This is a genomic window from Salipiger sp. PrR003 (genome assembly GCF_010500785.1).
In the GTDB taxonomy this organism is placed as follows: Bacteria; Pseudomonadota; Alphaproteobacteria; order Rhodobacterales; family Rhodobacteraceae; genus Salipiger; species Salipiger pacificus_A.
The window spans coordinates 15,805-29,954 of record NZ_JAAGOV010000061.1 but is presented as its reverse complement, the minus strand read 5'-3'; the positions used below and the strand labels follow the sequence as shown (position 1 = coordinate 29,954).

Genomic DNA, 14,150 nt, shown 5'->3' with positions numbered 1-14,150 from the left:
AGCTCCATCAGAGCCATTCTGTCGTCGGTCATCGTCATCTCCGTCTCAGGTTTCAGGTGTCGCAACCCAAACCTACTTCGAAGATCGACGATGACCGCCAGCCTCGCGATCACCGACGCTCGCGGCTTCCTACACCACGCCGCGGGGCACTATCGGCGGACCTGGCGCGGCGTGGCCGCAGCGCGCGTACGCGGCCGGAGAGCGAGCAGCTCGACGCGGCCTTCCATCGGGGCATCGCGGAGGTGACCGGCAACCCGATCCTGCTGGGGCTTCTGGATTATCTTGCGGGGGTGCGACGTCACGCGGCCTGGCAGCGCGAGTGGGAGCTGACCTATCGCAAACTTGGTGTCAGCGAGTTCACCCAGCGCCACACCGCTCAGCACGAGGCCATTGCGGCGGCGATATCATTGCGCGATCCGGACCGCGCGGCGGCGGCGATGCAAGCGCATCTTGATACTATATCGACGGCAATGCGGGGCGCCGGGCTGCCGGGGCTGGGCGCGAAGGGCTGGGCGCCGCGGACATGAACGGCAAAGAAGCGCCCATACGGGAGCGGGGGCGCACGAGTTCGCCAGCCTCCTTCGTGCCGCAAGAAGATCGCGATTGGCACTATAGGAGGACTCCCACGATGGTCGAGTACACCCGGACGTTCGCGATGGTTGCGACAGTTATTGCCCTTGGCGCCTGTGCCCAAGACCCGCAGATTCAACCGCTGACCAAAGGCTTCGTCGTTGGCCGCTTTTCCTGAAGCGATGCGGCCGTGGGGGCTTGCAGGGCCAAGCTGGCGGCGAAAACCACCGACAGGCTGAAGGTCGTTGGATCGCAGGCCGCGAGTTCAAGAAGCGCGGTCTACGTGCGGATCGGTCCGAGCGGCGCCCACTGGCGCTGCCTGATGGGCTCAGATGGCAGCAAGCCGAGCGTCAGCTTCATGGGTTATGGTGGGATGGGGTGACGGTAGGGGACGACGGGGCATACTTCCTAAAGCCTCGGCGAAGTGATCGGCGCGCGCGTTTCGCCGGCAAACCGTGATCTGATCTTCGCCGTGGAGTCGCCCTGGTCATTGACGACAGAGGTCCCGACTGGGGCGGCCGTTCTGCTTTCGGCACTCAAGCCGTTTGTCCTGATTGTGCGGTTGCCTTGAGCTCCAGCTCCCGGCGCGCTGAGCGCCAGCCCGAGAGGTGGTGTGACCGAAGGATTTCGCGCAGCAAGGCGCCCTCGCGGCGCTTCAACGCGTCCAGAATCTGCTCGTGTTCCCGGACAGCGCGGGCCCAGCGGTCTGCGTCACGATTGCCGACAAAGCGGAATCGGCGGATGCGAGCGGATTCACTGGCGTAGACGCGACTGAGTGCTGGATTGCGCGCGGCGTCGACGATCTTCTGATGGATCGTCTGGTTGTAGTTGAAATAGTTCATCAGCTCGCCAGCGCGCCAAGCCTCGGTCATTTTTTCCTGCAGCTCGGTCAGCTCACTCAGGTCGGCGTCTGTTGCATGCAATGCCGCGCGTTCTGCCGCAATGCTTTCTAGCCCGATCAGCACCTCGATCGAAGCCTCAACATCCTCTGTCGATAGGGTGACCACCGTCGCGCCTGCGTTCGGGCGAATTGAGATAAGCCCTTCTCCTTCGAGGATTTTGAACGCCTCGCGCAGGGGGGTGCGGGAGATGTTGAGCTTTTCGACAAGGATGCGTTCGTTGATGCGGCTGCCTGGCTCCAGCTCTCCGCTGGTGATCATGTCACGCACCTGCTGGGTCACGAATGCGGATCGCGTGCCGCGCGGCGGCTCGGCTTGCTGGTCTCTCATGCTCTCCTCCGATTGCATGCAAAAATAGGCATAGTGCGACGGAAAGGGGAAGATATCGTTTGACGATCGCTATATTGCATGCAACAGATGTGGAAATCGACTGAAATCGCACTCCAAAAGGTCGATTTTTGCCATTTTGCATGCAACTGGCGGGTCGATCCCGGCAGGAGGAAAGAATGAACCACCACAGCTACTTCGATCGTGGGACGCGCAGTGTCGAGTGCTGCATCATCGGCACCGGCGGTTTCGGCCGCAGCTTTCTGGCGCAGGGGCTGGTGGTTCCCGGCCTGTCCGTGCGCGTTGCTGTCGATCGCGAGAGCGCCATCGCGGTGGAGAGCCTGCGGTCGGTCGGAATTGCCGAGGAGGATATCCGCGCCTGCAGCGACGCCGCCGAGGCGCGGCGCGCCTGGGACGAAGGTGCCTATATCGCCGCCGGGGATTTCGCCACCGTTGCGGATCTGCCGGTCTCGGTCGTGGTCGAGGCCACGGGCGCGCCCGAGGTGGGCGCACGCCATGCGCGCCTGGCGATCGAGAAGGGCCGTCACGTGGCCCTGGTGTCGAAAGAGGTCGACAGCGTGATCGGGCCGGGGCTGGCGGCCATGGCCCGGGAGCGCGGGGTTATCGTCTCTCCGGTGGATGGCGACCAGCCGAGCCTGCTGATCGGTCTAATAACCTGGGCCGAGGTGCTTGGGCTGGAGATCGTGTCTGCCGGCAAGTCGAGCGAATATGATTTCGTCTATGACCGCGACGCAGGGACCATGAGCGTGGACGGCCGTGTCGTCGAAGTTCCGACCTTCGCCGGGCTGGAACGGCTGGGCGATGCCGATTGCGCGGAGATGGTCGCGCGCCGCGCCGCCGCGACCGCCATGCTGCCGCAGCGCGCCGTTCCCGACCTGTGCGAGATGACGCTTGTCGCGAACGCCTGCGGCATGTCGCCTGACCGCCCGGATCTGCATTGCCCGATCGCCCGCATCGACGAGGTCGCGTCGATCCTGTGTGAGGCGGGCCAGGGGGGGCTGCTGTCGCGGGCCGGGGTGCTGGACGTCTTCCACTGCCTGCGCGAGCCGGGCGAGATCAGCTTTGCCGGCGGTGTGTTCGTCGTCGTGCGCTGCATCCACGACGAGACCTGGGATCTGCTGCGCGGCAAGGGGCACCTTGTCAGCCGCACGGGTCAGACCGCGATGATCTTCATCCCGCGGCACCTGCTGGGCATGGAGGCCGCGACGACGGTCTTCGAGATCGGGCTCAGGGGCGTGTCCTCGGGCGCCGAGCAGCCCGTGCACCAGGTCGATCTCGTGGCGCATGCCGACCGAGACTTCCCCGCGGGGACGCATCTGGCTATGGGCGGGCACCACCATTCGATCGAGGGCGTCTCGTCGCGGATGCTGCTCGGCGTGGCGCTGGACCCGCAGGCGCCCGCGCCGTTCTACCTTGCGTCGAACGCGACTCTGGCCCGCGACGTGCGGGCCGGAGAGCTGATCCGCATGGGCGATCTGCAGCTTGACCCGGACAGCGAGTTGCTGCGCCTGCGCAAGGACCAGGACCGGCGCTTTGCACGCGAAAGGCTTTCGGCCTGAGCGCCTTGTGACTGCGTTCCGGTGCCGCCATGCCGGAGCGGGGAAAGAGACATTCAAACCCAAGGGAGGAAACCATGGACTTCACTTATCGGACTATCGCACTCGCGGCCGCGGTCACGCTCGCAGCCGGATCGGTGGCGGCGAAGGACAGCTACAAGCCGTCGAAGATCACCGCCTTCGTCGCAGCGGGCGCGGGGGGCGGCACCGACAACTTCGCGCGCACCGTGCAGCCGATGCTGGAGGAGCGTCTCGGCGCCAATGTGACCATCGTCAACCTGCCCGCCGCCTCAGGGGCGATCGCGCACCAGCGCACGGCGACCGCCGCGCCGGACGGGCAGTCCATCGAGTTCGCCTCCTCGACGCTGATCACCAGCCGCGCCGCGGGTCAGAACCCGATCGGGCTCGACATGCTGACGCCGGTCGCGCGCATGCAGTCCGATGTCCTGATGCTGGTGGTGAATCCCGAGAAGTACGAGAGCTTCGAGGCCTTCATGGCCGCTGCCGAGGCGAACCCCGGCACGCTGATCATCGGCGGCACCCATGCCGCCAGCGTCGACCGGATGGCCTTTCTGGGGCTGAACGAGGCGGCGGGACTCGACCTGAGCTTCATTCCCTATGACAACGAGGGCGCGGCCTCGGCCAACCTGCTGAGCGGCAACATCGACGGCATGTTCAATGAGATCAGTGCCATCCAGGGCTACATGGAGTCGGGCGAGATGATCCCGGTTCTGGCGCTGGCCGAAGAGCGGCTCGAGGCTTATCCCAACATTCCAACCACGATGGAGAACGGCTGGGACCTGACCTTCGGGAACGAACGCGGCATCTTCATCAATGCCAAGACCCCGCCCGAGACCATCGCAGCGATCGAGGCGGTCTTCGAGGATATCTTCAACTCCGAGCCCTATCAGGCCTACGCCGCGCGCACCTTCCTTGACGTGCGCCCTGGCTGGCTGGGCAGCGACGAATACCGCGCGGAGCTTGAAAAGAACCTCGCATTCTTCGAAGAGCTTCTGGCCGACTACTGATCCGCGCCGGCGCCCGTCACGGCGGGCGCCAGCACCGGATCGGAGCGGGATCACCCGGGCGGCGCGCCGATGCGCGCGCCGAAGGCCTCAGACGGGGTTTGCCATGACGACACGATTGTACACTTTCACCGCGGTCGCGTTTCTTGCCGGCCTCTACTTCCTGCGGCATGCGCTGCAGTTCCCGGGTAGCCACGAGGTGTCCACCCTCGTCGGCCCGCGGACCTGGCCGCTCGGCGTCCTGGTGCTGATGCTGGCGCTGGTCGTCGCGATGGCCGGGCTGCTCCGGGCGCGCGGCCCCGGACAGTTCACCGGCGAGACCGACGAGGAGCTTGCGGATCTGCCGCAGGACGCGCCGGACGAGGCGGTGGTGCGCGACAAGGTCACCGGACAGCGCTGGCGGCATCTGGTCATCCTCGGGCTGACGCTGGGCTACACGCTGGTGATGAGTCTGACCGGCTACCTGATCGCCACCGGGCTCTTTGCCTTCGGTGCCACCATGGTGCTGGGCGAACGCCGGCCGCTGCGGATCGTACTCAACACCGCCGTCGCCGTGCTGATCGTCAGCGAGGTCTTTGATCGCCTGCTCAACATTCCACTTCCGTGATGGACGCCTGAAAGGACATACGACATGCTTAGCGACCTGATGGGCGGCTTCGGCGTCGTCCTGCAGCCGATGAACCTGCTGATTCTGGCCTCGGCCGTGCTGATCGGCTTCGTCGGCGGCGCGCTTCCCGGGATCAGCGGGGTGATCCTGGTGGTGATCCTGCTGCCAGTCACCTATTCGATGGAGCCCACCGGCGCCTTTATGCTGCTGACGGCGATCTACGCCTCGAGCGTCTTCTCGGGTCTGATCACCGCGATCCTCTACCGCGCGCCGGGCACCCCCGAGGCGGTGATGACCGCCATCGACGGCTACCCGATGACCCAGAAGGGCGAGGCCGGCAAGGCGCTCGGCATCGGCATCCTGTCGTCGGCGGTGGGTGGCATGTTCGGCACCATCGTGCTCATCGTCGCGACGCCGCTGCTGGCGGGCATCGCGCTGAAGTTCTCGTCGCCCGAGTTCTTTGCCCTTGCGGTGCTGGGACTGACGGTCGTGGCTTCGCTGGGTGGCAACCTGATCATGGGCGTCATCGGCGTCTGCATCGGGCTGATCATCGCCTCGGTCGGGCTCGACCCGCTGACCGGCACCGAGCGCTTCACCTTCGGCAACCTGGAACTGATGAGCGGCATCAACCTGATCCCGGTGATTATCGGCCTTTTTGCCATCTCCGAGGTGCTCAAGCGCAGCCAGGAGGGCGACATCCACCTCTCGACGAAGAGTTTCCGGATCCGCATCTTCGACTGGCCGATCCTCCGCCAGATCCGCGGCGCGATCCTTCGCTCGTCGCTCCTTGGCACCGCGATCGGCATTCTGCCGGGCATCGGCGCCTCGACCGCGGCGATGGTGGCCTACAGCGAAACCGTGCGCTGGTCGAAGGACCGCAGCCGTTTCGGCCGCGGCGCCCCCGAGGGCGTCGCCGCCCCCGAGGCCGCCAACAATGCCGCCGCTATGGGGGCGCTGGTGCCGCTCTTTGCGCTCGGGATCCCGGGCTCGGGCACGACGGCGGTGATCCTCGGCGCCTTCATCGTGCACGGGCTGACCCCGGGGCCGACCTTCATGAGCGGCAATTCCGACCTGATCTACGCGGTCTTCGTCGGCCTTCTGATCGTCAACGTGCTAATTCTCATCTTCTCCAAGCCGTTCATCGCGGTTCTGTCGAAGCTGCTCGACGTGCCTTATTCGGTGCTTGGTCCGATCATCGTGATCTGCTGCGTCGTCGGCACCTACTCGGTGCAGAACTCGATGATGGATGTCTGGCTGATGCTGGGCTTCGGCCTTGCGGGCTTCCTGCTCGAGAAAATCGGCTTCCCGCTGGTCGCGATCATCCTCGGCGTGGTGCTCGGCCCGATCGCCGAGAGCGAGCTGCGCCGCTCTCTGGCCATGTCGCGGGGTGACTGGTCGGTGTTCCTGGAGCGTCCGATCAGCGCGGTGCTGCTGGCGGTCGCGGTGCTGCTGCTGGTGTTCACCGTGATCATGCCGATGATCCGTCGTCACCGCGAGAGCCGCGCGCAGACCCGCGACGCCTGACCTGCGGGCATGGGCCCGCCACACCAAGCCTACAGGAAGACAGACCATGAAGCTCGGATGCATCGGTGACGATTTTACAGGCTCCTCGGACCTTGCGAGCATGCTGGCCAAGAATGGGATGCGCGTCATCCAGTTTACCGGCGTGCCGCAGTGGCCGGCCCCGGAAGACGTGGACGCCGGGGTGGTCGCCCTGAAAACCCGCACCATGCCGGTCGAAGAGGCGGTGCGCCGGTCTCTCGAAGCGCTGGACTGGCTGCTGGCGCAAGGTTGCACGCAGATCTTCTTCAAGTACTGCTCGACCTTCGACTCGACGCGCGAGGGCAATATCGGGCCAGTGACCGAGGCGCTCATGGAGCGGCTCGGGGCCGACTGCGCCATCGTCTGCCCGGCCTTTCCGGCCACCGGGCGCTCGGTCTACCAGGGGCATCTGTTCGTGGGCGACCGGCTGCTGTCGGACTCGGGGATGGAGCACCACCCGCTGACCCCGATGACCGACCCCGACATCCGCCGCTGGCTTGCCGGGCAGGCGACGCGCGGCGTGGGCCATGTGCCCGCCGCCACCGTGTTCCGGGGGGCCGAGGCCATCGCCGAGGCGATCCGCGCCGAGACCGCGGCGGTGCGCCCGCTGGTGGTGATCGATGCGGTGAGCGATGCCGACCTGCGGGCGATCGGCGCGGCGACGCGCGGGCTGAAGCTGGTCACCGGCGGCTCGGGCGTGGCGATGGGGCTTCCGGCGATGCTCATGGCCGACGGCGATCTTGATCCGGCGGGCGCGGTATGGTCCGGAATGCCCGGGCAGGGGGCGCTGATCGCCGGCTCGGCCTCGAAGATGACCCGCGCGCAGATCGCGCGCTGGTCCGAGGCGAACCCGGCCCTCGAGATCACTGCGGATGCGGTGATGGAGGGCCGCGTGACGCCCGAGACCGCTGCAGGGGCGGCGCTCGACAGCGCCTCGCCGATGCTCGTCTACTCGTCGGCCGATCCCGCGTCGGTCAGGGCGGCGCAGGAGCGCTACGGGCGGGAGACCATCGCCGAACGGCTGGAAAGCTTCTTTGCGGAGACAGCGCGACAGCTGGTCGACGGCGGGGTGACGCGGCTGGTCACGGCGGGTGGTGAAACCTCGGGCGCGGTGGTTGAAGGGCTTGGCCTCACCGCGCTGCGGATCGGCCCCGAGATCGCGCCGGGCGTGCCCGCGGTCATGGCCGAGGGGCGGGACTTGGCTCTGGCGCTGAAGTCCGGCAACTTCGGCGACGTCGATTTCTTCGCCAAGGCGCTCTCAGTTCTGGAGGCGCGGTCATGAGCGAGCTGTCCCGGCTGCGAGAACAGGTTTGCACCTATGCGGCGACGCTTTACGCGCAGGGGCTGACGCATGGCTCGACGGGCAACATCTCGGTGCGTACGCCCGATGGCGGGCTGCTGGTGACCCCGACCGGAACATCTTTCCTGACCCTCGACCCGTCGCGGCTCAGTCGCTTCGACGCACAGATGGAACATGTCGAGGGCGATGCCCCAACAAAAGAGATGCCGCTGCACAGCGCCTTTTACGAAACGCGGGGCACCGCCGGGGCCATAGTGCACCTGCACGCCTGCCATTCCGTCGCCCTGTCGATGATGCCCGATGCGGATCCGGACGACTTCCTCCCACCGCTGACGCCCTATCCGATCATGAAACTCGGCCGGGTGAAGTTGCTGCCCTATTTCATGCCCGGTGACCCGGCGATCGGCGACGCGATCCGGGGGCTGGCGGGCAAGCGATCGGCTGTGATGCTGGCCAACCACGGACCGGTCGTGGCGGGCAAGGACCTCGAGGCAGCAGTCCACGCCATTGAAGAGCTCGAGGCAGGGGCCCGGCTGGCGATGATGACGCGCGGCCTGTCACCCCGCATGCTGGGCGAGGGAGACGTTGCAGCGCTGGTGGCGCGTTTCAATGTGGATTGGCAGGAGTGAATTTCGTATCCGGTTAAGCGGAGCGCCTCTGCCGCCGCCCCGGGCACTTCTCGATATTGCTCAAGGTCATTTTCGGAATGGCTCAACCTACTTGCCATTAGTCTGTGCGGCGTCGCGCGACACGCCGCTCGGGTTCATGAGCAATTCCTGCGCACGCAACTGGTGATCCTGCTCGCTGGCCGCGCCGCCGAGAGCCGGTGCACCGGCTCGGTCAGCTCCGGCGCCGACCCCCGTCAGCATGACCGAGGAGGTGCCGAGCCTGCGGAGCTGCGCGATAGCGTTCGCCGCGTCGTCCCGCGGCTCGTCCCTGAGCGCGATGAAGCCCTGAGGCACGTCATTGCAGACCACGATGACCGCCGTCTTGCCATCGGCTTCCAGCACCGTCACGCGGGTCCGTAGATCCTCCATGAGTGCACCGCACTCCTTCGCCAGCGGTGGGGAGCCAACTGCCTAACACGTTTTTTGAGACATGTCTTAATGCAAAGGGCGCTCCCGCTTCCCAGTCCGTTTAGGGAGCAGCGCGATGGAAGGCGTGGCAACGAGACCTTACCCGCTGCAGGACCAGAAACCGCGGTAGATCGCCTCGGGGCCGGGGGTAAGTCGGAAGGTCAGCTGGCTGTCCGAGCGCTGCGCATCGACCTGCTCGACCGCCATCTCTAGCCCCTCGGTGCTGTAGGACCGCTCGGCGTTGCCTGCATTCAACGAAAGGATGATGCCGTTGAGCTTGGTGACGGCGGCGCTGCCATCGGCGGCGGCTATCAGCACCGGGTCTTCGGTACGGGTACGGCGGAAGGAGCAAGTCTCACCCTCGGGCAACGCATCTCCTGCCTCTTCGGGGGTCAGCGGTGCCGGATCGAGCGTCGACAGGAGCGTGTTGCTGAGCGCGTCCTGCAGGCTTCCCTGCCGCGCGGGCGGATCCTCGTAGATCTCGCGCACCACGTTGCCGGCGGCGACATCGGCGATCAGCGCGCGCATTTCAGCGATCTCCTTCTTCTGGGCCGTGGCAATGCCCTCGGCGAGCTTGCGCACCCTTGCGTCCTCGATACCTGCCCGCTCGGAGGTCATGATGGCGATCGAATGGTGGGGGATCATCGCCCGCATGTAGCTTGCACCATTCACGGTCACCTGGCTGCGCACCAGCCAGAGCGCGCCGGCGAAGACGACGATGCTGCCCGCGAAGATGGCGATATTGACTGCCCGACTGGGATACATCGCCGCCATAAAGGCGAGCATCACGAATGCCATGGTCGCTCCCATGACGATCGCCATATAGACGCGGGTCTCGCTGAAGAAGACATGCTCGAAAGCGTAGGTGTTGAGATACATCAGCCCGAACATGATCACCGTCGAGGCGAGGATCATGAGGGCGAAGCGGGAATAGGTCATCGGCACCTCCATGCTTGTCGCTCTCAGGCTCAACGGCCTTCCAGCGCTGGAGGGTTCCCTAAAATGTGAGCTCGCATGGGAGGGAGTGTGAAAGAGCGGGCAGCGAATTTACGGCACGCGCAGGCAACGCCTTGGCGAAGGGCCTGATGGAATTGATGCCATCCGCCTTTATCGACAAGGCTGGGAGGAGTCTGCTCGAATGTTCCGCCGATCGCCGTGGCGGTCAGACGCGCATTTCACCGGCGCCCGCCCGTCTTCGCACTGTACCACCAACGGGCCATAAACTACCCAAAACGGGAGGACCTGTCGCCTCCCGCGTAAAAGTCAGCCAGCCCAGCCACCTATCTGGGCCAGCAGCTTTTCAGGGACAATACAGCCTGAAGTCAGTTGTCTTGGCTCCCACCCCAGAACCGGCGCATGCGGTCCATCAAATGGCCGGGCGCGGCCATCTCGTCCGTGCTCAACGAACCACTCCCGTCTTCGTCGAGAGCCTGAAATCTGTCACTAAGAACGGGCCGAACCATGATGAGGTGGAGCTGTTCGAACTCTTCTGCTGAAAGCACGCCATCGCCGTCGGAGTCTGCGTCCGCAAAATTGCTCTCCATGCTTTGGAACATCTGTCCCAAGTCCATGTAGCCCTGCCCATCTCGAAATTGGCCGGGGTGCATCATCTCGTTCATCATGCCGCGGTCCATGTAGCTTGAACCGGGAAACATCGGGGGCTGGCCATTCATCATCCCGGGTCCGAAATTTCCATAATTCTGCTGAGGTAAGCGCTGCGGATACATTGGACGTTGTCCGCCCATCATGTCAGCCGGGCTGCCTTGACCCTGCATCATGCCCTGGCCATAGCCGCCCTGTGGCATCTGCCCCTGCATCATGCCTTGGCCGTGACCATAGCCACCTCCGCCATACCCTCCGGAAGAGTTGCCCATCATGCCCTGGCCACCCCATCCCTGACCCGCTTCGTGAGCCCGGACAGCGCCCGCAAGGGCGACGGTGGATGCGAGCAGGAGCGCCGGAAAGGTGCTGAGTTTCATTTTCATTCTCCTCGGCCGCGCAGTGAAGGCCGCTTTGATGTCATGTCTCCCCGGGCATTGATCCGCCGGGAGGCCAAGCATGCAGGATTCCAGCGCTGGAAGGTCCATGATCTGGATCAATCGGGCATCGCCGTGTTTGGCTCGAAGACGGAGGATCGTGAGCGCGACGCTCCGTAAGTCAGGGCATGCCACGCGGTTCAGATGGCATTCCGATGGTCGAGCCCGACCTGTCTTGTGGGACCGTCGGTTTCGAGATCCCTAGCATGGGACTTTTCTGGACATCCAACCTGATCCCGATCAAGACCGGCCTGGGGCTCTTGACCGATGCCGAAGTCTTGGAAGTGATTTGGCATGGGGGCGCGCTCCAACGGCCGGGCTCCGGCGCCCGCCATGCCATGGCAGACCTGCGCGCAACTGAGCGATACGGACACCGAGGCGCTGATCGCCTACCTGCTTGCGCAGGGTCCGGTGGATGCTGTCCGTCTCGGTCCCGTGAAGGACGCCGAAGCGGCGCCGGCGCCTTTCTACCGGGTAACGGTTCCGGGCAGCTGGGGCGCCTAAGATCCCTGCCCGCGCGGCCGGGCCGGTATTGCGGCCTACCTCAGTGCTGTCGCCTGTCTTCGCAAGGGTCGGAGGGCTGCCACTACGAGGAGCCGCACTCGAGCCAATATGGGGGAGGGTTCGGGTGTCGAGGCAGCTTCGCCTCTCTCAATCCACCAGATACTTGGAACTCAATGCTCACCCCACACATTTCCCTTCTAGATGGGAGCGGCAAAAGAAACGCGTGCCTCCCGAAACGTTGTGCGGAGAGAGAGACATTGCGTATCCCCAAATCCCGTGATCTCGCAGGTCGCTCGCATCTGCGTTGGCCCCTCCGCGCCTGTGTCATCACGCATCCGGCCGATTTCCTAGTATGACGATGGCTGCGCGGCCGTAAGCGACGCCTCCCACAGTCGCTAAGCTCCAATTAAGTTAAGTCTACTAGTCCTCTCTGGCCGACCAACCTCGGGCCGCTGAAGGAAAGGAATATCTATGAATGCCCTGACGACCCGCCGTACTGCTCTGAAGCTCGGCCTCGCCTCCGCAGCGGGCCTAGCGGTGCCCGGACTTCTACGCGCACAGGCCTCAGCGCCGGCCCCCAGTGTGATACCACCGCAACTCATTCGACTTGCGACCCCTCTTCCAGCGAACGAAGTCCATGTCTTTCCAGACGCCTACCGTCTTTTCTGGTCGCTTCCAGATGGACAGGCGTGGATCTATGCCATCCGTGTCGGCCGCGATGGCCTTTACGAGCCGGGAGAATACTACGTTGGTGCGAAAAAGGAGTGGCCCTCCTGGACGCCGACCCCCGGCATGATCGAGCGGGAACCGGAAAAATATCAGAAGTACGCCGATGGCGGCATGCCCGGTGGTCCCGGAAATCCGCTCGGCGCACGGGCGCTTTATCTCTTCACTCCAGAACGCGGTGACACCTTTCTCCGCATTCACGGGACGGATGATCCGGGCAGCATTGGGCGTGCGGTCTCGAACGGTTGTGCTGGCCTGATAAACGACCAGATCACCCAGCTTTATGACCAGGTTCCGATGGACGCACGCGTCGTGCTGCATCCCAAGCGGCTTGAGTGAGGTGAACCCCATTTTCCAAACAGGTTTGCGGCGCGGCTATGCTTGCCTGTTAATCAGTTGCGGCCTGTAGGTCAGGGCTCTGATAGGCCTAGACCGGTGTTCTGCCGCCGAATGGCGTGCCAAATGTGGGTAGTCAATCTGCTTGGGCGGGAAACCGTAGAGATCGTCGCAGGGCGACTCCTCGCCATCACCGCTGCCGATGAGGCCGGCGGAGAGCCCCGCGCTCTCTCGCTCGGCCAACTCCAGTGCAAGGCAGCCGCCCTGGCTGAAGCCGGCGAGGCTGATTGCGCTGAGCACGAAGCCCTCTTCCTGCAAAGCGTCGACGCACACCCGTCCCGCGCCGCGGTGAACGCACGGTCGGTCAACGATGAAGCTTCTACTCCGATCATATTCAACTTATTGGCGCTTATGCGATTCCGGTGCAGGGTAGGGCAATCGCCTGAGCATCATCCTCGGCGCCACAAACCGAGCCTCGGGCTTGCCCCTCGTAGTAGCTGTCGACCGCCTCGCCGCCCTGGTCATGCAGTATGCGGAGGAAGCCGACCTAGCTGGACGGCGCACCACCGCTGCAGTGCCGAGACGCTGCCGGCCCAAGGACGAAGCCGCTCGCGCGGCAATGGCGCTCGTGGCGGGCGTGAGGGACTGATCGCCCCCCTGTGCATTTGGGAATGTGGGCAGCTGTCTGACGATTGAGGCCTCTCAATCGTCAGACAGGAGGTTCCCATGGCCGAGGAGAGGATTTCGCCGCTGCGTCAGCGGATGATCGAGGACATGCGCATCCGTGGGATGGGCGAGAAGGCGCAGAAGTCCCACATCCGGGCAATCAAGGATTTCGCCCGGTTCCTGGGGCATTCGCCGGACACCGCCACCCCGGAGGAGTTGCGTGCCTACCAGCTGCACATGACCGACACCGGGGTCACGGCCAGCACGTTCAACGTGCGGATCGTGGCGCTCCGGTTCTTTTTTGGCATGACCTGCGGGCGCGAGGACATGAAGCGCTACATGCAGTTCCGCACCCAACCGCGGAAGTTGCCCGTGGTGTTCAGCGTCGAGGAGGTGTCCGACATCCTGATGGCGGCGCCCGGGCCCGGCCTTAAGTATCGGGCCGCGCTCAGCATCTCCTACGGAGCTGGCCTGCGGGCCGCCGAGGTCTGCAATCTCAAGATCGGCGACATCGACAGCGACCGGATGCTGATCCATGTCGAGCAGGGCAAGGGGCGGAAAGACCGCAAGGTCATGCTGTCCCCGGGCTTGTTCGAGCTCCTGCGCGACTACTGGCGAGAAGCTCGACCCGAGGGCTGGCTGTTCCCCGGCAAACCGAAGATCAATCCTATCTCGCCACGGCAATTGAACCGGGCCTTCACGTCGGCAAAGATCATGGCCGGGGTCAAGAAGGCCGCCACCCTGCACACCTTGCGACACAGCTTCGCCACGCACCTGCTCGAGGCCAACACGGATGTGCGGGTGATCCAGGTCCTGCTCGGGCATGCCAAGCTCACGACGACGGCGCAATACACCCATGTCGCCACCAAGACGATCCGTGACACCGTCAGCCCCTACGAGATGCTGGCCAAGCTGCAGGACCACGCCGTGAAGCGAAGTCTGGAGTGACCGAGCGCCGG

The 14,150-nt window shown here is 64.8% G+C and carries 14 protein-coding genes; 10 read left to right on the top strand and 4 right to left on the bottom strand.

From position 1 onward, the window contains the following. Positions 1 to 527, top strand: a 527-nt coding sequence (locus G0D83_RS22030; protein WP_203595638.1) for a FadR/GntR family transcriptional regulator, incomplete at its 5' end; no start/stop codon positions are given. 579 nt (positions 528 to 1,106) lie between these two features. Here G0D83_RS22030 and G0D83_RS22025 read toward each other — a convergent pair. Then, complete coding sequence (locus G0D83_RS22025; RefSeq protein WP_235940149.1) at positions 1,107 to 1,799, bottom strand: GntR family transcriptional regulator; 693 nt, start codon at positions 1,797 to 1,799, stop codon at positions 1,107 to 1,109. A 176-nt stretch (positions 1,800 to 1,975) separates the two neighbouring features. Between G0D83_RS22025 and G0D83_RS22020 the strand changes: the two genes are divergently transcribed. The 6 genes from G0D83_RS22020 (at position 1,976) to G0D83_RS21995 (ending at position 8,476) form a co-directional block, all read left to right on the top strand. Beyond that, complete coding sequence (locus G0D83_RS22020; RefSeq protein ID WP_164196809.1) at positions 1,976 to 3,376, top strand: NAD(P)H-dependent oxidoreductase; 1,401 nt, start codon at positions 1,976 to 1,978, stop codon at positions 3,374 to 3,376. A 74-nt stretch (positions 3,377 to 3,450) separates the two neighbouring features. Further along, positions 3,451 to 4,401, top strand: a complete 951-nt coding sequence (locus G0D83_RS22015; RefSeq protein ID WP_164196808.1) for a tripartite tricarboxylate transporter substrate binding protein — start codon at positions 3,451 to 3,453, stop codon at positions 4,399 to 4,401. Between the two features lie 103 nt (positions 4,402 to 4,504). After that, the gene (locus G0D83_RS22010) at positions 4,505 to 5,005 is read left to right on the top strand and encodes a tripartite tricarboxylate transporter TctB family protein (protein ID WP_164196807.1); all 501 of its coding nucleotides are present in this window, start codon (positions 4,505 to 4,507) and stop codon (positions 5,003 to 5,005) included. Between the two features lie 24 nt (positions 5,006 to 5,029). Continuing rightward, positions 5,030 to 6,529, top strand: a complete 1,500-nt coding sequence (locus G0D83_RS22005; protein ID WP_164196806.1) for a tripartite tricarboxylate transporter permease — start codon at positions 5,030 to 5,032, stop codon at positions 6,527 to 6,529. A gap of 46 nt (positions 6,530 to 6,575) precedes the next feature. Then, positions 6,576 to 7,829 (top strand): 3-oxo-tetronate kinase, encoded by a 1,254-nt coding sequence (gene otnK / locus G0D83_RS22000; protein WP_164196805.1) that lies wholly within the window; start codon positions 6,576 to 6,578, stop codon positions 7,827 to 7,829. After that, positions 7,826 to 8,476: an aldolase gene (locus G0D83_RS21995; RefSeq protein WP_164196804.1), complete on the top strand. Its 651-nt coding sequence runs from the start codon at positions 7,826 to 7,828 to the stop codon at positions 8,474 to 8,476. Before otnK ends, G0D83_RS21995 begins: the two co-directional genes overlap by 4 nt. Positions 8,477 to 8,563: 87 nt before the next feature. Here G0D83_RS21995 and G0D83_RS32840 read toward each other — a convergent pair whose 3' ends face one another. From G0D83_RS32840 to G0D83_RS21980, 3 genes are all read right to left on the bottom strand, one after another. Further along, a complete protein-coding gene (locus G0D83_RS32840) occupies positions 8,564 to 8,884 on the bottom strand; it encodes a hypothetical protein (RefSeq protein WP_370457298.1) in 321 nt (106 codons plus the stop codon). Between the two features lie 138 nt (positions 8,885 to 9,022). Next, positions 9,023 to 9,862 (bottom strand): DUF6692 family protein, encoded by an 840-nt coding sequence (locus tag G0D83_RS21985; protein ID WP_164196803.1) that lies wholly within the window; start codon positions 9,860 to 9,862, stop codon positions 9,023 to 9,025. Positions 9,863 to 10,245: 383 nt separating this feature from the next. Continuing rightward, a complete protein-coding gene (locus G0D83_RS21980; RefSeq protein WP_164196802.1) occupies positions 10,246 to 10,902 on the bottom strand; it encodes a hypothetical protein in 657 nt (218 codons plus the stop codon). Positions 10,903 to 11,292: 390 nt separating this feature from the next. Here G0D83_RS21980 and G0D83_RS21975 point away from each other — a divergent pair, with 390 nt between their 5' ends. The 3 genes from G0D83_RS21975 to G0D83_RS21965 all read left to right on the top strand — a co-directional run bounded on the left by G0D83_RS21975 (position 11,293) and on the right by G0D83_RS21965 (position 14,139). Further along, a complete protein-coding gene (locus G0D83_RS21975) occupies positions 11,293 to 11,463 on the top strand; it encodes a hypothetical protein (RefSeq protein WP_164196801.1) in 171 nt (56 codons plus the stop codon). 471 nt (positions 11,464 to 11,934) lie between these two features. Further along, positions 11,935 to 12,528 (top strand): L,D-transpeptidase, encoded by a 594-nt coding sequence (locus G0D83_RS21970; RefSeq protein ID WP_164196800.1) that lies wholly within the window; start codon positions 11,935 to 11,937, stop codon positions 12,526 to 12,528. Positions 12,529 to 13,251: 723 nt separating this feature from the next. Then, entirely contained in the window at positions 13,252 to 14,139 is an 888-nt protein-coding gene (locus G0D83_RS21965) for a site-specific integrase (RefSeq protein WP_164196799.1), read from the top strand. The last annotated feature ends 11 nt before the right edge of the window (positions 14,140 to 14,150 follow it).

Bases quoted from the DNA above. Each gene is read 5' to 3' on its own strand.
- G0D83_RS22025 (WP_235940149.1), bottom strand. From the start codon at position 1,799: ATGAGAGACCAGCAAGCCGAGCCGCCGCGCGGCACGCGATCCGCATTC.
- G0D83_RS22020 (WP_164196809.1), top strand. From the start codon at position 1,976: ATGAACCACCACAGCTACTTCGATCGTGGGACGCGCAGTGTCGAGTGC.
- G0D83_RS22015 (WP_164196808.1), top strand. From the start codon at position 3,451: ATGGACTTCACTTATCGGACTATCGCACTCGCGGCCGCGGTCACGCTC.
- G0D83_RS22010 (WP_164196807.1), top strand. From the start codon at position 4,505: ATGACGACACGATTGTACACTTTCACCGCGGTCGCGTTTCTTGCCGGC.
- G0D83_RS22005 (WP_164196806.1), top strand. From the start codon at position 5,030: ATGCTTAGCGACCTGATGGGCGGCTTCGGCGTCGTCCTGCAGCCGATG.
- otnK (WP_164196805.1), top strand. From the start codon at position 6,576: ATGAAGCTCGGATGCATCGGTGACGATTTTACAGGCTCCTCGGACCTT.
- G0D83_RS21995 (WP_164196804.1), top strand. From the start codon at position 7,826: ATGAGCGAGCTGTCCCGGCTGCGAGAACAGGTTTGCACCTATGCGGCG.
- G0D83_RS32840 (WP_370457298.1), bottom strand. From the start codon at position 8,884: ATGGAGGATCTACGGACCCGCGTGACGGTGCTGGAAGCCGATGGCAAG.
- G0D83_RS21985 (WP_164196803.1), bottom strand. From the start codon at position 9,862: ATGACCTATTCCCGCTTCGCCCTCATGATCCTCGCCTCGACGGTGATC.
- G0D83_RS21980 (WP_164196802.1), bottom strand. From the start codon at position 10,902: ATGAAACTCAGCACCTTTCCGGCGCTCCTGCTCGCATCCACCGTCGCC.
- G0D83_RS21975 (WP_164196801.1), top strand. From the start codon at position 11,293: ATGCCATGGCAGACCTGCGCGCAACTGAGCGATACGGACACCGAGGCG.
- G0D83_RS21970 (WP_164196800.1), top strand. From the start codon at position 11,935: ATGAATGCCCTGACGACCCGCCGTACTGCTCTGAAGCTCGGCCTCGCC.
- G0D83_RS21965 (WP_164196799.1), top strand. From the start codon at position 13,252: ATGGCCGAGGAGAGGATTTCGCCGCTGCGTCAGCGGATGATCGAGGAC.